At 67.6% G+C, this 22,000-nt stretch carries 19 protein-coding genes, 2 tRNA genes and 2 pseudogenes; 17 read left to right on the forward strand and 6 right to left on the reverse strand.

The genetic code is table 11. From position 1 onward, the window contains the following. Window positions 1-5: 5 nt before the first annotated feature. Window positions 6-1,295, reverse strand: a complete 1,290-nt coding sequence (locus tag SGFS_RS37470) for an acyltransferase family protein (RefSeq protein WP_286256625.1) — start codon at window positions 1,293-1,295, stop codon at window positions 6-8. 580 nt (window positions 1,296-1,875) lie between these two features. Here SGFS_RS37470 and SGFS_RS37475 point away from each other — a divergent pair. Continuing rightward, entirely contained in the window at window positions 1,876-2,070 is a 195-nt protein-coding gene (locus SGFS_RS37475; protein ID WP_286256627.1) for a hypothetical protein, read from the forward strand. A 91-nt stretch (window positions 2,071-2,161) separates the two neighbouring features. On the opposite strand, the gene SGFS_RS37480 is transcribed toward SGFS_RS37475, so the two are convergent. After that, window positions 2,162-2,235 (reverse strand) — tRNA-Gly (locus SGFS_RS37480). A gap of 223 nt (window positions 2,236-2,458) precedes the next feature. On the opposite strand from SGFS_RS37480, the gene SGFS_RS37485 reads away from it, so the two are divergent. From SGFS_RS37485 to SGFS_RS51530, 6 genes and pseudogenes are all read left to right on the forward strand, one after another. Next, window positions 2,459-2,535: transfer RNA gene (locus SGFS_RS37485), tRNA-Pro, on the forward strand. Window positions 2,536-2,752: 217 nt separating this feature from the next. Continuing rightward, complete coding sequence (gene tig / locus SGFS_RS37490) at window positions 2,753-4,147, forward strand: trigger factor (protein ID WP_286256629.1); 1,395 nt, start codon at window positions 2,753-2,755, stop codon at window positions 4,145-4,147. A 381-nt stretch (window positions 4,148-4,528) separates the two neighbouring features. Continuing rightward, a complete protein-coding gene (locus tag SGFS_RS37495) occupies window positions 4,529-5,137 on the forward strand; it encodes an ATP-dependent Clp protease proteolytic subunit (RefSeq protein ID WP_286260264.1) in 609 nt (202 codons plus the stop codon). Window positions 5,138-5,212: 75 nt separating this feature from the next. Next, a complete protein-coding gene (locus tag SGFS_RS37500) occupies window positions 5,213-5,893 on the forward strand; it encodes an ATP-dependent Clp protease proteolytic subunit (protein WP_286256630.1) in 681 nt (226 codons plus the stop codon). A gap of 227 nt (window positions 5,894-6,120) precedes the next feature. Further along, complete coding sequence (gene clpX, locus SGFS_RS37505; RefSeq protein WP_286256632.1) at window positions 6,121-7,407, forward strand: ATP-dependent Clp protease ATP-binding subunit ClpX; 1,287 nt, start codon at window positions 6,121-6,123, stop codon at window positions 7,405-7,407. 166 nt (window positions 7,408-7,573) lie between these two features. Then, a pseudogene (locus SGFS_RS51530) lies at window positions 7,574-7,719 on the forward strand (IS5/IS1182 family transposase); the annotation flags it as partial. A 331-nt stretch (window positions 7,720-8,050) separates the two neighbouring features. On the opposite strand, the gene SGFS_RS37510 reads toward SGFS_RS51530, so the two are convergent. Together SGFS_RS37510 and SGFS_RS37515 are read right to left on the reverse strand one after the other, a co-directional pair. Continuing rightward, entirely contained in the window at window positions 8,051-8,827 is a 777-nt protein-coding gene (locus tag SGFS_RS37510) for a hypothetical protein (protein ID WP_286256633.1), read from the reverse strand. Window positions 8,828-8,969: 142 nt separating this feature from the next. Beyond that, entirely contained in the window at window positions 8,970-9,347 is a 378-nt protein-coding gene (locus tag SGFS_RS37515; protein WP_286256634.1) for a hypothetical protein, read from the reverse strand. Between SGFS_RS37515 and SGFS_RS37520 the strand changes: the two are divergent. Further along, window positions 9,348-10,186, forward strand: a pseudogene (locus SGFS_RS37520) (IS5 family transposase). It abuts the gene before it with no gap. Here SGFS_RS37520 and SGFS_RS37525 read toward each other — a convergent pair. After that, the gene (locus SGFS_RS37525; protein ID WP_286260472.1) at window positions 10,078-10,392 is read right to left on the reverse strand and encodes a hypothetical protein; all 315 of its coding nucleotides are present in this window, start codon (window positions 10,390-10,392) and stop codon (window positions 10,078-10,080) included. The pseudogene SGFS_RS37520 and the gene SGFS_RS37525 sit on opposite strands and share 109 nt — an antisense overlap. Before the next feature lie 35 nt (window positions 10,393-10,427). On the opposite strand from SGFS_RS37525, the gene SGFS_RS37530 reads away from it, so the two are divergent. Next, window positions 10,428-10,604 (forward strand): hypothetical protein, encoded by a 177-nt coding sequence (locus SGFS_RS37530; RefSeq protein WP_286256635.1) that lies wholly within the window; start codon window positions 10,428-10,430, stop codon window positions 10,602-10,604. A 111-nt stretch (window positions 10,605-10,715) separates the two neighbouring features. On the opposite strand, the gene SGFS_RS37535 is transcribed toward SGFS_RS37530, so the two are convergent. Beyond that, window positions 10,716-11,669 (reverse strand): hypothetical protein, encoded by a 954-nt coding sequence (locus SGFS_RS37535; RefSeq protein ID WP_286256636.1) that lies wholly within the window; start codon window positions 11,667-11,669, stop codon window positions 10,716-10,718. 222 nt (window positions 11,670-11,891) lie between these two features. Between SGFS_RS37535 and SGFS_RS37540 the strand changes: the two genes are divergently transcribed. The 8 genes from SGFS_RS37540 (at window position 11,892) to mreD (ending at window position 22,000) form a co-directional block, all read left to right on the forward strand. Continuing rightward, window positions 11,892-13,535: a transposase gene (locus SGFS_RS37540; protein WP_286256637.1), complete on the forward strand. Its 1,644-nt coding sequence runs from the start codon at window positions 11,892-11,894 to the stop codon at window positions 13,533-13,535. Then, the gene (locus SGFS_RS37545) at window positions 13,532-16,162 is read left to right on the forward strand and encodes a valine--tRNA ligase (RefSeq protein WP_286256638.1); all 2,631 of its coding nucleotides are present in this window, start codon (window positions 13,532-13,534) and stop codon (window positions 16,160-16,162) included. The genes SGFS_RS37540 and SGFS_RS37545 overlap by 4 nt, the downstream gene beginning before the upstream one ends. A 312-nt stretch (window positions 16,163-16,474) precedes the next feature. After that, a complete protein-coding gene (gene folC / locus SGFS_RS37550) occupies window positions 16,475-17,992 on the forward strand; it encodes a bifunctional tetrahydrofolate synthase/dihydrofolate synthase (protein ID WP_286256640.1) in 1,518 nt (505 codons plus the stop codon). Window positions 17,993-18,001: 9 nt separating this feature from the next. Further along, on the forward strand, window positions 18,002-18,361 hold the full coding sequence (locus SGFS_RS37555; RefSeq protein ID WP_286256641.1) for a DUF4233 domain-containing protein: 360 nt from the start codon (window positions 18,002-18,004) through the stop codon (window positions 18,359-18,361). A gap of 75 nt (window positions 18,362-18,436) precedes the next feature. After that, complete coding sequence (gene ndk, locus SGFS_RS37560; RefSeq protein ID WP_286256642.1) at window positions 18,437-18,850, forward strand: nucleoside-diphosphate kinase; 414 nt, start codon at window positions 18,437-18,439, stop codon at window positions 18,848-18,850. 319 nt (window positions 18,851-19,169) lie between these two features. Then, on the forward strand, window positions 19,170-20,189 hold the full coding sequence (locus SGFS_RS37565) for a rod shape-determining protein (RefSeq protein WP_004931372.1): 1,020 nt from the start codon (window positions 19,170-19,172) through the stop codon (window positions 20,187-20,189). Window positions 20,190-20,364: 175 nt separating this feature from the next. Continuing rightward, complete coding sequence (gene mreC / locus SGFS_RS37570; RefSeq protein WP_286256644.1) at window positions 20,365-21,309, forward strand: rod shape-determining protein MreC; 945 nt, start codon at window positions 20,365-20,367, stop codon at window positions 21,307-21,309. 22 nt (window positions 21,310-21,331) lie between these two features. Then, complete coding sequence (mreD, locus tag SGFS_RS37575; RefSeq protein ID WP_286256645.1) at window positions 21,332-22,000, forward strand: rod shape-determining protein MreD; 669 nt, start codon at window positions 21,332-21,334, stop codon at window positions 21,998-22,000.

Genomic DNA, 22,000 nt, shown 5'->3' on the forward strand with positions numbered 1-22,000 from the left:
GACGCCTAAACCTTGGCCCCGACCTTGCCCCCGGCGTGGGAACCGGCACCGGAACGGGTCACGGACCCGACCCCGGCCCCCCGCTCCCGAGCCAACTCCGCCGCATCCCGCTTGAACGCCCACTCCATCCTCGGCTCCATCGCGAACCGGAACATCCGCTGCACCGGCGGAGTGCACAGCACGGTGATGACCGCCGCCGCGAAGAACGTGACGAACACCTCGCCCAGCGGCTGATAGACCCACGCATGGCCGTCGTACCAGTCCCAGAAGCGCGAGCCCTTGGCGAGGAAGCCGTGCAGCAGATAGCCGTACAGCGTCCCGGCCCCCAGCGCCGTGAACCACATCTTCCGCCGCGGCACCCACGAGAAGAAACACGTCGTGAGGACCATCGAGAAGCCGAACAGCGCGAGCGTCATCACGATCCCGGCCCACCACGGCGCGTCCAACTCCTGCGCGCTGTCACGGTGGTAGAACCAGGCCGAGTTCATATCGGGCCCGAGCCAGTACGCCAGCGCCAGCGAGGCCGCGAGGATCGGCGCCGACAGTATCCGTACCTCACGCCGCCGCATGAACTGGAAGTGCGAGGGCTTCATACACAGCCCCACCACGAAGAACGGCAGGAACTGCAGCACACGTTGCAGATCGAGGTCGTCGCCGATGTCGGGCGACACGGACGCGAGCGCCGCGATGGCGAGCGCCAGCGGCACCGGCCAGCGCACCACCTTCCACAACGGCGTCGTCAGCCGCCACACGAACAGCGCGATCAGGAACCAGGTCAGATACCAGGGGTCGAGCAGGCTGATCGGATGGGACGGATCGTCGTCGGCCCAGCGCTTGAAGAAGGAGTAAGCGATCTCGAACAGCACATATGGGACGGCGATGCCGGTGACCAGGCGCTTGAGCCGGTCGGGGCGCATGTCGAAGCTGCGCGAGAAGTAGCCGGAGATGATGATGAACGCCGGCATGTGGAACGAGTACACGACCATGTAGAGCGCCTCGGCGGTTCGACTGTGGTCGGTCAGCGGTTCCCACGCGTGCCCCATCGCGACGAGCACGATGGCCAGGTACTTGGCGTTGTCGAAGAACGAGTCGCGCTGTTTGACGGGCGCGCCGCCCGGGCCGACGGCGGCTCTCGTGACAGGCCGCGCCGACGACGGTGAGGACGAGGGCGACGACCGAGGCGAGCGCGGACTCGGCACTCCCTCCACCGACGACGGTGGTGATGGTGATGGCTGTACTGGGGGTAGCGGCACTCCGTGTTGGCGTTGGCCTTGCGGTCGCAGCGAGTTCGTCACAGACCCTCCGAGCGGAAACTCCGTCGGGCGGTCCGAGTACTCGCTGCACAAGCGGGGGACGAGGCAGCGGTGAACATCTGAGGCACCCTAGCGTTGTCTGTGCGATTCCGTAAAACCCTCGACGTTAATGCGGTATTGACGACTGCGAGTACCCCGGATTCGGCGAAGTGCACCTCGGTCATCGCGCCCCCTCTGTCCGCATTCATCCCGACTAAATGGTGCATAACATGCGCAGGCGACTCTGGTGATATGTCCGATTCGTCACGCCACTTCACGCTTCCCACTGTGTCTGTGGCAACAATTCGAATTACCTGCGAACGGGATGTGTGTGTACGGAAACGATCAGCTCGAAATTTTCGACGAGGCCCCTGCCGTGGATGGCCGTTCGAATTCCCGTACGCGCCCCGGTGGTTGAGGGACCCGACGGGCGCGACTGTGACGGATCCCCGTCCGCGTGGCCGACGTTGTCCCACCTGCCGCATAGGCGGGCCTTGTTGGTGGCACGATGGTTCTGGCGGGGTGCGTGCGGGGTTGGCGCCCCCGGGCCGGGAGAGCGGACCGACCTAGGGTGTGATCTGTTGTGGCCATATCGCTGTCAGTGGTGCTGTTGTTGGGGATCATCCTCGTCGTACTGATGCGAGGAGGGACGATCAAGGCCGGACCGGCGGTCGTCGCCATCCTCTTCGGCTTCTTCCTCGCCTCGACCGGCATGGCCGACGACATTCAACGGTTCCTCAACTCGATAGCCGAGACGATCAACTCGATCCAGTTCTAGTGACTGGCCGGATGCGTACCGTGAACAAGCCGACAAAAAGACCTCCGGCCCGGTTCGGGGAGCAATCCCTCGGAACCGGGCCGGAGGCCGTTGGAGCGGGCGACGGGAATCGAACCCGCGTAGCTAGTTTGGAAGACTAGTGCTCTACCATTGAGCTACGCCCGCACAGCTCGCGCCGCAGGTCGGACGACCGGCGGCACAGAAGGCATCGTAGCGGTTCGCGCACCCACACCGCACACCCCATTCCCGCCGACGCCCCGCCGGTGCCCCGTCGCCGTACGACGCTCGCGGTGTACCGGCCGGCGCGCAGCGGAGCGGACCGGTGGCGCACCGGGGAAATGCGGCAGCCGCACTGCCTGTGGGCATGTACCCTACGTGTCGCACCAGACGGGGTGTGGCGCAGCTTGGTAGCGCGTCCGCTTTGGGAGCGGAAGGCCGTGGGTTCAAATCCCGCCACCCCGACCACCAGCCGAAATCCGCCGGGGAGACCCCGTGGCACGGCCGACTTCTCAAGATCGCCTTTTGGGGCCTGTACGCCCTGCGGTTACTATGCAAGCTGCGCGCCCGTGTGTCTGCACAGTTACGTCTCTCTCAAGGGCCGCTAATCAGCTTCAGGCCCTGCCCGATCAGGCAGAGGGCACAAGCAGACCCCCCAAGAAGTCAGCCACAAGGAGACCGAACCGTGAAGAGCGCCGTGGAGACCCTGAACCCGACCCGGGTTCGGCTCACTGTTGAGGTGCCCTTCGAGGAGCTCAAGGACAGCCTCGACGCGGCGTACAAGAAGATCAACCAGCAGGTCACGGTGAAGGGCTTCCGTAAGGGCAAGATCCCCGCCCGGGTCATCGACCAGCGGTTCGGCCGCGGTGCGGTCCTGGAGGAGGCGGTCAACGACGCGCTTCCGAAGTTCTACACCGACGCGGTCAACGAGGCCGAGCTGAACGTCCTCGGCCAGCCCGAGGTCGACATCACGGAGCTGAAGGACGGCGAGACGCTGAACTTCACCGCCGAGGTCGACGTCCGCCCGACCATCGAGATCCCGGACTACTCCGGCATCGAGGTCGAGGTCGACGCCATCGAGGTCAGCGACGAGGACGTGGACAAGGCGGTCGAGCAGCTCCGCGAGCGCTTCGCCTCCACCTCCCCGGTCGAGCGCGCCGCCGAGGACGGCGACGTCGTCACGATCGACCTGCAGGCCAAGGTCGACGGCGAGATCCTGGAGGACGGCGTCGCCGAGGGCGTCTCCTACACGATCGGCTCCGGCGAGCTGCTCGACGGCATCGACGACGCCGTGAAGGGCCTGGAGGCCGGGGCCGAGGCCACCTTCACCTCCGAGCTCAAGGGCGGCTCCGCGGCCGGCAAGGAGGCCGAGGTCACCGTCAAGGTCACCCAGGTCGCCGCCCGCGAGCTCCCGGCCCTGGACGACGAGTTCGCCCAGCTTGCCTCCGAGTTCGACACCTTCGAGGAGCTGCGCGCCGACAGCCGCACCCGCCTCGAGAACATGAAGCAGTACGACCAGGCCACGCAGGCCCAGGAGCGCGTCCTCGAGAAGCTGCTGGAGATCGTCGAGGTGCCCGTCCCCGAGAAGCTGCTCGAGGACGAGATCAACACCCGCAAGCACAACCTGGAGCACCACCAGCTCGGCCAGATGGGCCTCGACCTCGCGAAGTACCTGGAGATCCAGGGCAAGACCGAGGAGGAGTTCGAGACCGAGACCAAGGAAGCCGCGGTCAAGGGCATCAAGACCCAGTTCGTCCTCGACGAGCTGGTCGCCAAGGAGAAGCTGAACGTCAACCAGGAGGAGCTCACCGAGCACCTGGTCCGCCGTGCCGCCTCCTCCGGCATGTCCCCCGACCAGTTCGCCCAGGCGGTCGTCCAGCAGAACCAGGTCCAGCTCCTGGTCGGCGAGGTCGCCCGCGGCAAGGCCCTGGCCCTCGTGGTCGAGGCCTCCACGGTGAAGGACACCAACGGCGAGATCGTCGACCTCGAAGACGAGGAAGAGGACGAGACGGCCGAGGCCTCCGCCGAGGAAGCCGCCACCGAGGCCACCGAGGCCGCCGAGGAGAAGAACGAGGCCTGAGCGCTCCGCTCGTAAGGCCGTGACGGGCCCCCGGGACACTTGTGACCCCGGGGGCCCGTTCTTTTGGGGGGGCGTGGGGAACTGCGCGGGCAACCCACTACACGCCGCGCCCGCCGATATGCAGCCCGTGGCAGACGCGTCTGCGGCCTGCGGCGCCCTCGACGGGGCGTATTCCTTCCCAAGCCCCACCAGCGGAGCACATGCGCTGACAGCGAACAGTTCCCTTTGCGGGATTCCCCGGAGGGACCCGCGCGTTAGGGTCCATGAATACGAGGGCAGGGCTGTCGGCGTGACCGCCGGTGACTCCGGCCCTCCGCAGGGAACACGTGAGACGGCCCGGCGCCGTCGTCAAGACGAGCAGGTGGATACGTGACGAATCTGATGCCCTCCGCCGCCGGCGAGCCTTCCATCGGTGGTGGCCTCGGCGACCAGGTCTACAACCGGCTGCTCAACGAGCGGATCATCTTCCTCGGCCAGCCGGTCGACGACGACATCGCGAACAAGATCACCGCACAGCTGCTGCTCCTTGCCGCCGACCCGGACAAGGACATCTACCTGTACATCAACAGCCCCGGCGGTTCGATCACGGCCGGTATGGCGATCTACGACACCATGCAGTTCATCAAGAACGACGTGGTGACCATCGCCATGGGCCTCGCGGCCTCGATGGGCCAGTTCCTGCTCAGCGCGGGGACGCCCGGCAAGCGCTTCGCGCTGCCGAACGCCGAGATCCTGATCCACCAGCCCTCCGCCGGCCTCGCCGGTTCGGCCTCGGACATCAAGATCCACGCCGAGCGGCTGCTGCACACCAAGAAGCGCATGGCCGAGCTGACGTCCCTGCACACCGGCCAGTCGGTCGAGCAGATCACCCGCGACTCCGACCGGGACCGCTGGTTCGATGCCCACGAGGCCAAGGACTACGGCCTCATCGACGACGTCATCCCCACGGCCGCGGGTATGCCGGGCGGCGGCGGCACCGGGGCGGCGTAGCCGGCGTATGCCGACACGCCCCAGAAACACCCCAGCCGACCGCACAAGCCCCTCTCAGGCTCCCAGGAGACCACAGTGAACGACTTCCCCGGCAGCAGCCTCTACGACCGCCCCCAGGCCCAGTACAACGGCCCCACGGCCGAGTCCCGCTATGTGATCCCGCGCTTCGTCGAGCGCACCTCCCAGGGCATTCGTGAGTACGACCCGTACGCGAAGCTCTTCGAGGAGCGGGTGATCTTCCTCGGCGTCCAGATCGACGACGCCTCCGCCAACGACGTCATGGCGCAGCTGCTGTGCCTGGAGTCCATGGACCCCGACCGGGACATCTCGGTCTACATCAACAGCCCCGGCGGCTCCTTCACGGCGCTCACGGCCATCTACGACACGATGCAGTTCGTGAAGCCGGACATCCAGACGGTCTGCATGGGCCAGGCGGCCTCCGCCGCCGCGATCCTGCTGGCCGCCGGTACGCCCGGCAAGCGCATGGCGCTGCCGAACGCCCGTGTGCTGATCCACCAGCCGTACAGCGAGACGGGCCGGGGCCAGGTCTCCGACCTGGAGATCGCGGCCAACGAGATCCTCCGGATGCGCGCGCAGCTGGAGGAGATGCTGGCCAAGCACTCGACCACGCCGATCGAGAAGATCCGCGAGGACATCGAGCGCGACAAGATCCTCACGGCCGAGGACGCCCTGTCGTACGGCCTGATCGACCAGATCATCTCCACCCGCAAGATGAACAACGCCTCGGTCCGCTGACGCGGAAGGCAGTATGATCTGCCACCCCCTTGGCGCGGTTTGCGCACGGTTTGCGCATGGACCGCGAACGGTTCGACTCGGTGCACGACAAGGTGCACGTCAAAGCGAACCGTGCCAAGGGGGGCCCGAACGGGGGGCCAGGCAAGGTACCGTCGACATAAGGCAGCACCAGGAGCCGCTGGACTTCTCATCGTCCAGGCGTCTCCCAGGCGAAGGGGAAGCACACCGTGGCACGCATCGGTGACGGCGGCGATCTGCTCAAGTGCTCGTTCTGCGGCAAGAGCCAGAAGCAGGTCAAGAAGCTCATCGCAGGGCCCGGTGTGTACATCTGCGACGAGTGCATCGACCTCTGCAACGAGATCATCGAGGAAGAGCTCGCGGAGACCAGCGAGGTCCGCTGGGAGGAACTCCCGAAGCCCCGCGAGATCTACGAGTTCCTCGAGGGCTATGTGGTTGGCCAGGAGGCGGCCAAGAAGGCCCTCTCCGTCGCGGTGTACAACCACTACAAGCGGGTCCAGGCCGGTGAGAACGGCGGCGGCCAAGGCCGCGAGGACGCCATCGAGTTGGCGAAGTCCAACATCCTGCTGCTGGGCCCCACGGGCTCGGGCAAGACGCTCCTCGCCCAGACCCTGGCCCGCATGCTGAACGTCCCGTTCGCCATCGCCGACGCGACGGCGCTCACGGAGGCGGGCTACGTCGGCGAGGACGTCGAGAACATCCTCCTGAAGCTCATCCAGGCGGCGGACTACGACGTCAAGAAGGCCGAGACGGGCATCATCTACATCGACGAGATCGACAAGGTGGCCCGAAAGAGCGAAAACCCGTCGATCACGCGTGACGTGTCGGGCGAAGGCGTCCAGCAGGCGCTCCTGAAAATCCTGGAAGGCACGACGGCCTCGGTCCCGCCGCAGGGCGGCCGCAAGCACCCGCACCAGGAGTTCATCCAGATCGACACGACGAACGTCCTGTTCATCGTGGGCGGCGCGTTCGCCGGCCTGGAGAAGATCATCGAGTCCCGGGCGGGCGCGAAGGGCATCGGCTTCGGCGCGACGATCCGCTCGAAGCGGGAGCTGGAGTCCAAGGACCAGTTCGAGGACGTCATGCCCGAGGACCTGGTCAAGTTCGGCATGATCCCCGAGTTCATCGGCCGTCTCCCGGTCATCACCTCGGTGCACAACCTGGACCGGGAAGCCCTCCTCCAGATCCTCGTCGAGCCGCGCAACGCGCTGATGAAGCAGTACCAGCGCCTCTTCGAACTCGACGGTGTGGAGCTGGACTTCGAGCGCGAGGCCCTGGAGGCCATCGCCGACCAGGCCATCCTCCGCCAGACCGGCGCCCGCGGCCTGCGCGCCATCATGGAAGAGGTCCTGATGTCGGTGATGTACGAGGTCCCGTCCCGCAAGGACGTGGCCCGAGTCGTCATCACGGCGGACGTCGTCCACTCGAACGTGAACCCGACCCTGATCCCCCGCGACGCGCGCGGGCGGGGGCCGGGGGAGCAGAAGACGGCGTAACCCGAGGAACACAGAAGGGCCCCTGCCAACCGGCAGGGGCCCTTTGCTGTTTGCCGAGGTCTCAGAGGGCGGTATGAGAGTGCATGGGGGTTTTGTCGTCACCTGAACGTGTGGCGGTGCGGCATCCTGGCCGGTCGGCGGCCATGGGCATGTTGGGCTGGTCGCCGTGAGCGAGCGCAAGCCCTACAAGACCGACGTGAGCGACGAGCAGTGGGCGCTGGTCGAGCCTGTGATCGCCGCGTGGAAGGCCGCGCTCCCTCGGTCAGCGGCCATCAGGGCCGGTACGAGATGCGGGCGATCGTCAACGCGCTCCGCTGCGTGCGCGGCAGGTGTGCGAGGCGATGGACGTGGCGGTCGCGCCCAACAACATCAACAACGTCCGCCTCAAGCTCAAGCGGCTGGCCGGCCGCGGGATCCTGACCGAGACCGAGCCAGGCTTGTTCCCCCAGCCTTGGCCGTAGTCGACCGACGTCGCTACGACCCGCCCGCTTGTCCCGCACGAAACGAAGAATCGCGCATCAGGTCTCATACCGCCCTCTCATGAGTCCCATCTGACCCTCTGCCAACACATTCCGCATCTCGGGGGAACCTCACATCGAATGGGCCGGGACACCCGCAGATGCCCTGGCCCCGAACCTTCTGCTTACATACCCGTTTTCGCCTTCATGGTCCCGTCACCACGTTCGTAGATGTGGATCCACGGGTACCGGTGGATCGCCCCGAGGTCGATGTGGAGCTGAGAGTACTGGAAGTCGCCCCTGCGCCAGGTCCGCAAGCCCCCGTGACTGTCCCCTTTCCACTTGTAATACTCCGGACCCTTCGACCCGCTCCGGTCCAGTCCCTCCCACGACCAGCCCAGCACCGCCGCCCAGTCGTAGACCTTGTGGTTGACGTTCGGTGTCCCGTAGGACGTGACCCGCTTGCCGTTGAAGCAGAACCGCTCGTTGACCTGGAAGTACGCGAACTTCCTTTTGTCGGCGGCCCACAGCCAGTACGTCGTTCCCCGGCTCTTGCACCCTGTAGCCGCCAGAGCCGTCGTCGTCGACGTCGACTTCGCCGGTCCGGCGGACGCGAAATTCTCGACCGTCGTGGTGGTCGTCATCGTCTCCGCCTCCGCGTCGACGGTCGTTTCCTCGGTCGTGGACCCCACTGGGTACCCGATCCAGTAACCCGACGACAGCAGCTCGTCCGTGTCGTGCTCACTGAGCTGATCGTTCTTCGCCGCCGCCAGGAAGATGCTTGATTCCTTGTGCTGAGCAGCCTCCTCACGCGTGAGGGGAGTCGGCTCGTGGGCGTCGAGGTGACGGCGATACGCCTGTTCCGGAGTTTCCGAGTCAGCCGGAGCGGCAGCCGCCGTCAGACTGGCCCCGACGGCCATGACCACGGCCGTGACCAGCGTCGAACGTAAACGTATAAGCATCAAAAATCCTCCGTGAATCGAACAAGTGTCGCGTACCACGGGAGAACTTAGGGGCCCGTGTGAACGTCCAGCCAGAGATCTGAGGGACATCTGAGGTTTTCCTGCAAAACCCCCGCCGGCGGGGGCTCCTCACATCACGGGGTCACGCGGTCGGCACGACGAACGGCCCCACGGCCTCGTGATGGTCGCTGCCGTCGCACGGTTCGTCGCAGTTGCAGGGGCACTTGCAGTCGTCCACGGGGCGGAACCAGTAGTCCTCTTCCCCGATGACAAAGCTCGGGATGGGCTCGCCCCGTTCGCAGAGCTCCAGCAGCTCCAGCGCCTGGCGGTACACCTTGCCTCGCTCGCACTCGCGCAGACGGTCGGGGTCCAGGGACACGCTGACCGCCTCACGGTGCTGGTCGTTCAGGTCTCCCATCACGGACTCCACATCCCAGCCCAGCCACTCCAGGGCATCGGCCAGCGTGGCTATGCACTCCACCCGGTGCTCAGGTTCGCGTCCGGGCTTGTTCGAGCCCACGTGGTAGTGGTCGTCATTGAGGATCAGTGGGCGCTGGTCGAGCCTGTGATCGCCGCGTGGAAGGCCGCGCATCCCTCGGTCAGCGGCCATCTGGGCCGGTACGCGATGCGGGAGGTCGTCAACGCGCTGCTCTACCAGGGCCGGACTGGTTGCCAGTGGGAGCTGCTCCCGCACGACTTTCCGCCGCCCGGCGCGGTGAAGTACTACTTCTACACCTGGCGTGACGACGGCGTCGACCAGACCATTCACGACCTGCTGCGCTGGCAGGTGCGGGAAATGGCGCGCCGGAAGGCGGATCCGAGCCTGGTGGTGCTCGACACCCAGAGCGTGCACGCGGCGGCTGGGGTGCCCGCTGAGTCGACGGGGCGTGATGCGGCAAAAAAGGTACCGGGCCGCAAGCGCGGCCTGGCCGTTGACGTTCTGGGGCTGGTGATCGCGGTGATCGCGGTGATCGCGGTGATCGCGGTGGTCGTGGCGGCCGCGTCGGCGCACGAGAACGCCGTCGGCATCGCGCTGCTGGACAAGGTCGCCGCCGACACCGACACCGTGCGGAAGGTCCTGGTCGACCAGGGCTTCAAGAAGCCGTCGTCGCGCACGGTCAGAAGGTGGGCATCGAGGTCGAGGTCGTGGAGCGCAACCCCGCGCGGACCGGGTTCGTTCCCCAGGCCAAGCGGTGGGTCGTGGAACGCGCCTATGGGATCTTGATGCTGCACCGCAGGCTGGTGCGCGACTACGAGCATCTGCCCCGCAGTTCGGAGTCGCGGGTGTACTGGGCGATGACCGCGGTGATACTGCGCCGGCTGACCTCGGCGACCGTGCCCGCCTGGCGCACCGCATGACCGGCGGGGAGCTGACCCTCGGCGCGGTGCTGGCACGGCTGGAGGAGCGGGAACGCGAGATCACCGCGCAGGCCGAGACCACGCGGGAACAGATCACGCAGCTGACCACACAGCTCGACGAACTCGTCCGGGCCGCCGAAGAAGTCCGGATCACCCGCAAGACACTGCTGGAGCTGCCCGACCGCAACCGCCCGCGCCGCCGGCACCGAAACTGCCAGACCATCCGGCCTACCAGCAGATCATGGCGGTGTTCACCGCGGCCGACCATCCGCTGCGTGCGCGGCAGGTGTGCGAGGCGATGGACGTGGCGGTCGCGCCCAACAACATCAACAACGTCCGCCTCAAGCTCAAGCGGCTGGCCGGCCGCGGGATCCTGACCGAGACCGAGTCAGGCTTGTTCCCCCAGCCTTGGCCGTAGTCGACCGACGTCGCTACGACCCGCCCGCTTGTCCCGCACGAAACGAAGAATCGCGCATCAGGTCTCATACCGCCCTCTCACACCTCGACGGCTGTTGTCACCGGTCGGACGTCACGCCTTGACGCGCACCTCGTCGCGGAACTTCGCGGTGATGTCCGCGGCGGTCGCCTGGTCGGTCGGCTTCTCGGCGACGATGCTTGCGAGGTCCATCGGCATCACGATGCCCAGCGTGCTGTAGTCGCCCCACGCGCAGTAGGAGACGTTCATCTCGCTAGGGCCGTCGCCGGACGCGCCGTCGGTGGGCTCGATCTTGGCGTCCTGGCACTTGAGGACCGCGCCCTCGGCGTTGTCGTAGGACTTCGGCTCACCGATCATGGTGACCTTCACGTCGTCGTCGCTTTTCCCGGACTCGGACTTCATGTGAGCCAGGAAGGCGTCGACGACCTTCTCAGGGTCCTCGATCTCGCCGTAGACCCCGCCGAACTTGATCATCTTCTGCGACAGGGGATTGTCCTTGTTGCCGGACATGTAGCCGGCGGAGACATCCGTGGGGTCCTTGACTCCCCACTTCTTCGCGTCCTTGATGTCGTCCGACGTCATGGTGTCGTCGGCGCTGCTGTCCTTCTTGTACTCGGTGAGCACCGTCGCGGGCGTCGTCAGCTTGTGGGCGCCGTCGTCCGCGATGTCCGCGCCGCCGATGACGAAGTACGCGCCGACCGCGATCGCGGCCACGACCGCCACCGAGCCGAGGATGATGCCGAGCTTCTTCTTGCCACCGGGCGCCGGCGGCTGCGGGGCGCCGTAGGGCGGCTGCTGACCGTACGGGGGCTGCTGGCCGTAGCCGGGCTGGCCGTAGGGCTGCGTCTGGGGCGGGACGCCCTGGGGGGCCTGGGGCGCCTGCTGGGGGTAGCCGTAGCCGGGCTGCTGTGGGGGCGCCTGCTGCGGGTAGCCGTAGCCGGGCTGGGGGGCGGCCTGCGGCGGCTGCTGGCCGTAGGGGCCCGGCTGACCGTACGGTCCGGGCTGCTGGGGCTGCCCGCCGTACGGGCCCGGCTGGTTGTAGCTCATTTCTGGGTTCCCCTCCAGATGCTTATGCGTTCCCGACATCCTGACGTACGGATCGCTCATGCGAAGCACCGGGGGCGCCACCGTTACCAACTGCTCTGGTTTCACCACACGTCTGTGACAGGTGTGTCCTTCACCGTGACCTGATCCGCAGGTGCGGCGTTAGGCAGAACGTGGTCGTACCTTCATGCGGGTGTGGGGCTTGCGTACGAGGAGGGGTGGGCAGTGGACGAGACGGGTGGGGCCGCTCGGCTGCGGGTTCTGACCGCGGTCGTTCCCGTCTGGCTGAACCGTGCGGAGCATGAGCGGGCGCACGAGGCCTGCCACGCTTCGGCGTTGCTGTGGAACCGGACGGTCTCCTGGGTCCGTGAGGAGTGGACGGCGGGTCGGTCTCCTGGCCGGGAAGACATCCGGCGTCACGTCACCTCGCTGCCGGGCGAAGTGCGTCCAGTGCACGCCCACACCGCGCAGGCCGTTGCCTACGATCTGGCGGATGCCATCGCCCTGGCGCGGACGAACAAAGCGCAGGGGATCAGCGGCGTGAAGTTCCCGTGGCGAGAGAAGAGCTACAGGCCCCTTGTGTTCACCGCCCGTTTCGGCTGGAAGGTCAAGGATCACGCTCGTCTGGTTCTGTCGTTGGGGAAGTCTCGCGAACGGATTGTGTTGCCAGTGCCGGAGTTCGCTGACAGGTTCGGTCTGGTGGTCACACCGGACCGTTGGGGCGAGATGAAACTGTGCTGGGGCAGCTCGGCTCGCAGATGGGCGCTTCACATCTCCTATCGCTCCCTTGATGACAGCCTGCCCAGCGCTTCGGGCCCCGCAGCGGGAGATCAACCCGGCGAGACACAACAAGTGGTGACCATCGCGGTGGACGAAGGCATCATCAACCCCATGACATTGGCCACCGTCGCCCCGGACGGCGGCTACGAAGCTCTCGTCCTCAACGGGCGTAGCGCTCGCGCGGTCAAGCAGGCGCGCAACAAGGGCATGGCTCAGGTGCAGTCCAAGATGTCCCGCTGTCGCGTTGGCTCGCGTCGGCACCGCAAGTTGGCAGAGGCGAGGAAGAAACTCAAGGCGAAGACCGACCGTCGACTACGCGACTTCAACCACCAGGTCACCGCAAAGGCCAACCGGTTCATCCGCGAGGTGGTGGCGGCACACCAGCAAGAGGCTCCCGAAGGCGTCCAGGTGGTGGCGCGGCTGGTCGTGGGCGATGTCCGTGGAATCGAAAAGAACACGGAGAAGCGACGCCGTGCCTCCCGTTCAACCAGGCAGCAGCTTTCGCAGTGGGAGCGCGGAGTCCAAGAGCGCCAACTCATCTACAAAACCGGGCTGCCGATCCAACACATCAGCGAAGCGAACTCCTCACAGACCTGCCCTTACTGCCTAAGCCGCCGCAAGGTGCGTGGGCGTACGTACGTCTGCGTGAACACGAGCTGTGCCCTGGTTCTACACAGGGACGCGGTGGGCGGGGTGAACATCCACACCCTCGCCGTCAACGACGGGACCTTCGTCCCGGTCTCACCCGGCACCAAGATGCGGGTGAAGTATCTACGGGCCCAACCCGGCTGGTCATCCGACCAACGGGAACGCCATGGCTTCCACCAGCAGGCACAGGTGCGTGCTGGTGCGGGGCGGAGGCGTGAAGCACGTAGTAGTGCCCGGAACCGGGCCATCGGCGCCGATGCTCCAATCGATGCTGATGATGCTGCCGCTCTCTTCAAGGGGAGCGCTGTGATCCACGACGGCGGAGCCGCTACCTCATCCGGTACCGGCCGGGCTCTTGCCCACACTGCCCGAAAGGCAACAGAAGGCAGGAACTCCGGCGTTTTCGCCGGGGAGGTTCGCACCTCTAAACTGACCCCGTGACCGAGAACGCTCAGCAGCAGCCACCAGCGCCCGCCACCGATCTGCCGACCCAGTACGCGCCGGCCGAGGTAGAGGGGACGCTGTACGAGCGCTGGGTGGAGAAGGGCTACTTCGAGGCGGACGAGAAGAGCGACAAGCCCGCGTACACCATCGTCATCCCGCCGCCGAACGTCACGGGAAGCCTGCACCTCGGGCACGCCTTCGAGCACACCCTCATCGACGCCCTGACGCGCCGTAAGCGCATGCAGGGCTTCGAGACGCTGTGGCAGCCCGGCATGGACCACGCCGGCATCGCCACGCAGAACGTCGTCGAGCGCGAGCTGGGCAAGGAGGGCAAGTCCCGCCACGACCTCGGCCGTGAGGCGTTCGTCGAGCGCGTCTGGCAGTGGAAGGGCGAGTCCGGCGGACAGATCTCCGGCCAGATGCGCCGCCTCGGCGACGGCGTCGCCTGGTCCCGCGAGCGCTTCACCATGGACGAGGGGCTGTCCCAGGCCGTCCAGACCATCTTCAAGAAGCTCTACGACGACGAGCTGATCTACCGCGCCGAGCGCATCATCAACTGGTGTCCGCGCTGCCTCACCGCCATCTCGGACATCGAGGTCGAGTACCAGGACGACGACGGCGAACTCGTCTCCATGAAGTACGGCGAGGGCGACGAGACCATCGTCGTCGCGACGACCCGCGCCGAGACCATGCTCGGTGACACCGCCGTCGCCGTTCACCCCGAGGACGAGCGCTACAAGCACCTCGTCGGCAAGCTCATCAGGCTCCCGCTGACCGACCGCTCCATCCCGGTCGTCGCCGACGAGCACGTCGACCCCGAGTTCGGCACGGGTGCCGTCAAGGTCACCCCGGCCCACGACCCGAACGACTTCGAGATCGGCCAGCGTCACAACCTGCCGTCCATCGCCGTGATGGACGAGCACGCCGTCATCACCGCCCACGGCCCCTTCCAGGGCCTGGACCGGCTGGAGGCCCGCTCCGCCATCGTCGCCGCCCTGCGTGCCGAGGGCCGGATCGTCGCCGAGAAGCGGCCGTACGTCCACTCCGTGGGCCACTGCTCCCGCTGCAAGACCACTCTGGAGCCCCGCCAGTCCCTCCAGTGGTGGGTCAAGGTCGGCCCGCTCGCCAAGGCCGCCGGTGACGCGGTCCGCGACGGCCGGGTCAAGATCCACCCCCAGGAGATGGAGAAGCGGTACTTCGACTGGGTCGACAACCTCCACGACTGGTGCATCTCACGGCAGTTGTGGTGGGGCCACCGCATCCCGGTCTGGTACGGGCCGAACGGCGAGACCGTCTGCGTCGGACCGGACGAGCAGCCGCCGGGCACCGAGGCCGAGGGCTGGAAGCAGGACACCGACGTCCTCGACACCTGGTTCTCGTCCGGCCTGTGGCCCTTCTCCACACTCGGCTGGCCCGAACAGACCGATTCGCTCGCGAAGTTCTACCCGAACTCCGTCCTGGTCACCGGCTACGACATCCTCTTCTTCTGGGTCGCCCGGATGATGATGTTCGGCCTGTACGCGATGGACGGCACCCCGCCGTTCCACACCATCGCCCTGCACGGCATGGTCCGCGACCAGTTCGGCAAGAAGATGTCGAAGTCCTTCGGCAACGCGGTCAACCCGCTGGACTGGATGGACAAGTACGGCAGCGACGCCCTGCGCTTCACCCTCGCCCGCGGCGCCAACCCGGGCGTCGACGTCCCGATCGGCGAGGACTGGGTCCAGGGTTCCCGCAACTTCGCCAACAAGATCTGGAACGCCACGCGCTTCGCGCTGATGAACGGCGCGACGGTCGAGGGCCCGCTGCCGGAGCCGTCGGCGATGTCGTCGACGGACCGCTGGATCCTCTCCCGCCTGAACTCGGTGGTCGCCGAGGTCGACGCGTACTACGAGGACTACCAGTTCGCCAAGCTCTCGGACTCCCTGTTCCACTTCGCCTGGGACGAGGTCTTCGACTGGTACGTCGAGCTCTCCAAGACGACGTTCCAGGCGGGCGGCGAGCCGGCCGAGGTCTCCAAGCGTGTCCTCGGCGAGGTCCTCGACGTCACGCTGAAGCTCCTGCACCCGGTCGTGCCGTTCGTGACGGAGACGCTGTGGACCACGCTCACCGGCGGCGAGTCCCTCGTCATCGCCGACTGGCCGAAGGACAGCGGCTTCCGTGACAACGCCGCCGAGCGCGAGATCGAGCTGGTCCAGCAGGTCGTCACCGAGGTCCGCCGGTTCCGTGCCGACCAGGGCCTCCAGCCCGGCCAGCGCGTCCCGGCCCGTCTCACGCTCGACGGTACGGCGCTGGCCCCGCACGAGGCCGCGATCCGTCAGCTGCTCCGTCTCCAGCCCGAGGGCGAGGGCTTCTCGGCGACCGCGACCCTGCCGGTGGCGGGGGCCGAGGTCGCGCTGGACCTCTCCGGTGTGATCGACGTCGCCGCCGAGCGCAAGCGCCTCGCCAAGGACCTCGCCGCCGCCGAGAAGGAGAAGGCGCAGGCCACGGCCAAGCTCGGCAACGAGGCGTTCCTCGCGAAGGCGCCGGACCAGGTGGTGGACAAGATCCGCGGGCGTCTGGCGAAGGCGGACGAGGACATCGCCCGGATCGCCGCGCAGCTGGAGCGACTGCCGCAGGCGTAGCAAGTCGTACGTCGTCGAAGGCCCCCGGTGCTTCTCAGGCACCGGGGGCCTTCGGCTGAGCGGGGGGCGGATCGCGCGGCCCGGCACTCACGGGGCGCCGCCGCGCCCACCCGTGCCGCCCCAGCGGCACGATTGCCCGCAGAGGGGGCGGGCAACGGCGGGCAACGTGGCCCGGGTCGCACCCCCAGGTTTTTCAGGGGCGCGGGAACCGCGCGGACCAACCCCCACTCAGCCGAAGCCGCCACACAACCCGCACCCCCGAGCTGCCGGGCGCCCCGGGTCCGGCAGAGCCCCACCCGTAGACTGGACCCCGTGAGTGAGCCCCCGTACGACCGCAGTGAGCAGCCCGACGAGATCGACCCCTTCGAGGAGATCATCGCCGCCGAGACGGACCGGGACCCGGATCTCGCGGTGATCGAGGCCGGCAGCCGTACCCTGCGCACCCAGGGCGGCGCGGCGGAGGCCGACGTCCCCACCCGCCCCGCCGACCCCGAGCTCGACAAGGCCCTGCGCGCGGTCGAGACGGAGCTGGCGTCGCGCTGGGGCGAGACCAAGCTGGACCCCTCGGTCACCAGGATCGCCACGCTCATGGACGTGCTCGGCGAGCCGCAGCGGTCGTACCCCTCCATCCACATCACCGGCACCAACGGCAAGACCTCCACCGCCCGCATGATCGAGGCCCTCCTCGGTGCCTTCGAGCTGCGCACCGGGCGGTACACCTCGCCGCACGTCCAGTCGATCACCGAGCGCATCAGCCTCGACGGCGCGCCCATCTCCGCCGAGCGGTTCATCGAGACGTACGAGGACATCAAGCCGTACATCGAGATGGTCGACTCCCAGCAGGAGTACCGGCTGTCCTTCTTCGAGGTGCTCACCGGCATGGCCTACGCCGCCTTCGCCGACGCGCCCGTCGATGTCGCCGTCGTCGAGGTGGGGATGGGTGGCACCTGGGACGCCACCAATGTGATCGACGGTGACGTCGCCGTCGTGACCCCCATCGATCTCGATCACACCGACCGGCTCGGCACCACCCCCGGCGAGATCGCCCAGGAGAAGGCCGGCATCGTCAAGCAGGACGCGACCGTGATCCTCGCCCAGCAGCCGGTCGACGCCGCTCAGGTGATGCTGAAGAGGGCCGTCGAGGTCGACGCGACCGTGGCTCGTGAGGGGCTCGAGTTCGGGGTCGTCGCACGGCAGGTCGCCGTCGGCGGGCAGTTGGTCACCCTGCGCGGGCTCGGCGGGGAGTACGAGGAGGTGTACCTCCCGCTGCACGGCCCGTACCAGGCGCACAACGCGGCGGTCGCCCTCGCCGCCGTCGAGGCGTTCTTCGGCGTCGGGGCGCAGCGGCCGGAGCGGCTCGACATCGACACCGTCCGGAAGGCCTTCGCGACCGTCTCGTCGCCGGGCCGCCTCGAAGTCGTACGGCGCTCCCCGACCGTCGTCCTGGACGCCGCCCACAACCCGGCGGGGGCCCGGGCCACCGCCGAGGCCGTCGGTGAGGCGTTCGACTTCAGCAGGCTGATCGGTGTGGTCGGGGCCAGCGGCGACAAGAACGTACGGGGGCTCCTTGAGGCCTTCGAGCCGATCTTCGCCGAGGTCGTGATCACCCAGAACTCCAGCCATCGCGCGCTGGACGCCGACGAACTGGCCGCGATCGCGGTCGAGGTGTTCGGCGAGGAGCGGGTGCAGGTCGAGCCGCAGCTGCCGGACGCGCTGGAGGCGGCGATCACGCTCGCCGAGGAGGAGGGCGAGTTCGCGGGCGGTGGCGTCCTGGTCACCGGTTCCGTCATCACCGTCGGTGAGGCCCGGCTGCTGCTGGGGAAGGGCTGAGTTTCGAGCATGCGTACCCTCTGTGCTTCGACCCTGATCGGCGAGTTCTTCGTGATCGGCTTCGCCGGGCTGGTCGCCATGAAAGACCCCGACCTGTCCATGACCACGGTGTGGACGGTCAGCGGTGTCGCCATGTTCCTGTGCGTCGTACTGTGCGGCCTCGTCACCCGGCCCGGTGGCATCCAGCTCGGCTGGGCGCTCCAGGTGGGGCTGATCGCCTTCGGCTTCTTGGTGCCGACCATGTTCTTCATGGGCGCGGTGTTCGCGGTCCTGTGGTGGGCCTCGGTGCATTTCGGGCGGAAGGTGGACGAGGCGAAGGCGCGGTTCGCCGCGCAGACGGCCACCGGGGCCGGAGCCGGGGCGTCCTGACGCTGCGTGACGCCGTGCCGGAGGCGCCCTGTAGCCTCTGAGCTCCGCACACCTGTGAATGAAGGAGTCAGCACCGTGAGCCAGCGCACCCTCGTCCTGCTCAAGCCCGACGCCGTCCGTCGCGGCCTGACCGGCGAGATCATCAGCCGTATCGAGCGCAAGGCCGGCTGGCAGATCACCGCGCTGGAACTGCGGACGCTGGACCAGGACACGCTGGAGCAGCACTACGGCGAGCACGAGGGCAAGCCGTTCTACGAGCCGCTGGTGGCGTTCATGTCCTCCGGGCCGGTCGTGGCGCTGGTCGTCGAGGGTGAGCGGGTCATCGAGGGCGTTCGCGCGCTGGCCGGTCCGACCGACCCGATCGCCGCCGCGCCGGGCTCCATCCGGGGCGACTACGGCGTCATCGTCCGCGAGAACCTGATCCACGCGTCGGACTCCGAGGAGTCGGCGGCCCGCGAGCTGAAGATCTTCTTCCCGGGCCTGGTGTAACTCCCGGTACGGACTGCGAGAGCCCCGCCCCCGTCAGGGGCGCGGGGCTCATGGCCAGGGCCGGAAACTCCGCCGTATCGCGGCATATGCGTGCCGATCGGGGGAACGCGCACCCCCGATGGACCGTCTCCACAGGCGAGGCGGCGCATCGCGTGTCCACAATGGCGAAGACCCTCGCGCAGTGTTCGTGCGGGCGAGACTACGATGTAAGCCTTCACGTCACAGCACCCACTTCGCCGACCCGAAAAGCCCTGAAAAGCTGTCAAAAGCTGTCAGTGCTCTACCAGGGAAGGCCAGACGAATCCTGATGGGGAACTCAATGTCGTTCATCGGCCGTGACATGGCTGTCGACCTCGGGACCGCCAACACGCTGGTGTACGTCAGGGGTCGCGGGATCGTACTGAACGAGCCGTCCGTCGTCGCGATCAACACCAACACCGGTGGCATCCTCGCGGTCGGCGCGGAGGCGAAGAAGATGATCGGGCGGACGCCGGGCAACATCGTTGCCGTACGTCCGCTGAAGGACGGTGTCATCGCCGACTTCGAGATCACCGAGCGGATGCTCCGCTACTTCATTCTGAAGATCCACAAGCGGCGTTATCTCGCCCGTCCTCGGGTCGTCGTCTGTGTTCCGTCCGGGATCACCGGTGTCGAGCGGCGCGCCGTCATCGAGGCGTCGTCCCAGGCCGGTGCCCGCCAGGTGCACATCATCGAGGAGCCCATGGCCGCGGCCATCGGCTCCGGCCTGCCGGTTCACGAGGCCACGGGCAACATGGTGGTGGACATCGGCGGCGGCACCACGGAGGTCGCGGTCATCTCCCTCGGCGGCATCGTCACCGCCCAGTCCATCCGCGTCGCGGGCGACGAGTTGGACAACGCGATCATCCAGCACATCAAGAAGGAGTACTCGCTCCTTCTCGGTGAGCGGACGGCCGAACAGATCAAGATCACGATCGGTTCGGCGTACGACCTCGACGCCGACGAGCACACCGAGATCCGCGGCCGGGACCTGGTCTCCGGTCTGCCCAAGACCGTCGTCATCTCCGCGGCCGAAGTGCGGAAGGCGATCGAGGAACCCGTCAACGCCATCGTCGATGCGGTGAAGACGACCCTCGACAAGTGCCCGCCGGAGCTGTCCGGCGACATCATGGACCGAGGAATCGTTCTGACCGGCGGCGGAGCCCTGCTCCGCGGCCTCGACGAACGGCTCCGCCGGGAGACCGGTATGCCGATCCACATCGCCGAGGACCCGCTGGACAGCGTGGCGCTCGGTTCCGGCAAGTGCGTCGAGGAGTTCGAGGCGTTGCAGCAGGTGCTCGACGCCCAGCCCCGCAGATGACGTGACCCGTCGATTCCGCCGTACGAGACGATCTCCTCTCGTGCGGCGGATCGTTGATATTCAGGCATAAGCTCCCACAAAGCGCCCCTCGTTTCACCCGCCCCGGGTGTTCCAGGGGCTACCCGAATTCCCGAACCCCTGTTGAATTCCTATGAGGAAGGCACGGCCGCCGCACGTGAGGGACACACGAGAGAGCCGGCTGCTCCTGGTGCTGCTGGTCGCCGTCGCGTTCGCGCTGATCACGGTGGACATCCGCGGCGGGGAGGACTCACCGGTCGACGGTGCCCGACACGCCGCGTCCGCCGTCTTCGGCCCGATCGAGGACGGGGTGGCGACCGCCGTCGACCCGATCGGCAACGCCGTCAGCGCCGTCCGCGACTCCGGCTCCCGTCATGACCGGCTCGCCGCCCTGGAGAAGGAGAACGCGGCCCTCAAGGCGCGGCTCGGCAGCGACGACCGCAACCGCAGCCGGGTCAAGCAGCTCGACAAGATGCTGAAGACCGCCGCGAACGGCCAGTACGGCATCAAGGGCGCCGAGGTCATCGCCATAGGAGCGGCCCAGGGCTTCTCCTGGACCGTCACCATCGACATCGGCTCGAACGACGGCATCACCCGCGACATGACCGTCCTGAACGGCGACGGGCTGGTCGGGCGGGTCACCACCGTCGGCCCGAACACCGCCACCGTCCTCCTCGCCAACGACCCCGACTTCACCGTCGGTACGCGCATGGAGGCCACCGACGAACTCGGCTTCGCCTCCGGGCAGGGCGACCGCCCGCTGCGCGTCGAACTCCTCAACGGCAAGGCCAAGGTGAGGAAGGGCGACCGGCTCGTCACCTTCGGCTCGCAGGCCGACAAGCCGTTCGTGCCGGGCGTCCCCGTCGGTGTCGTCTCCCGCGTCGACCCCTCCGGCGGCGACCTGACCCGCACGATCTACGTCAGGCCGTACGTGGCCTTCACCCAGCTCGACATCGTCGGCGTCGTCGTCCAGCCGCCCCGCAAGGACCCGCGCGACACGGTGCTTCCGGACAAGCCGAAGCCCACCCCGACGCCGACCGTGACGGTGACGGTCACACCGGAGGCGGACGCGCCCCTCGACGGACAGCAGCAAGAGCAGTAGGACACACAGGAGCTGACACCCCATGCGCTTCAACCGGATGCTGCTCTCCAGCACCTTGGTGATCGTCGCCCTGGTGATCCAGGTGAGCGTCCTCGCCCGACTCCATCTCCCGGGCGCCGTACCGGACCTCGTCCTCCTCACCGTCCTCGGGCTCGCCCTGGTCTACGGCCATGTCGGCGGCGCCCTCATCGGCTTCGGCGCCGGACTGCTGTCCGACCTCGCGCCACCCGCCGACCACGCGGCCGGCCGGTACGCCTTGGTGCTGTGCGTCATCGGCTACCTCGTGGGCCTCGCGAAGCCCGAGTCCGGACGGCTCAAGTCGGCGACCGGCCCGATGGCCGTGGTCGTCGTCGCCGCGATCGGCTCGACCCTGCTGTACGCGGGTGTCGGCGCCCTCGTCGGCGACGACGCGGCCCGTCATGTCGGCCTGCCCAGCCTGCTGTTCACGGCCGCGCTGTACGACCTGCTGCTCGCGCCCTTCGTGGTCCCCGGCATCATGGCGCTCGCACGCCGCGCCGAGAACAACCCGCTCTCCGAGACGGGCGGCGCCGGCAAGGCGGCCGACGTCTCCTCGGGCTGGCTCTCCTCCGGCACGGGGCTGCGCATCGGCAACCAGCGCGGACTCCGTATCAAGGCCGCGCGTTCGCGGATGGCCCGCGCGGGCCGCATCAAGGGGGTCAAGCGGCTGTGA

The organism is Streptomyces graminofaciens (assembly GCF_030294945.1).
GTDB lineage: Bacteria > Actinomycetota > Actinomycetes > Streptomycetales > Streptomycetaceae > Streptomyces > Streptomyces graminofaciens.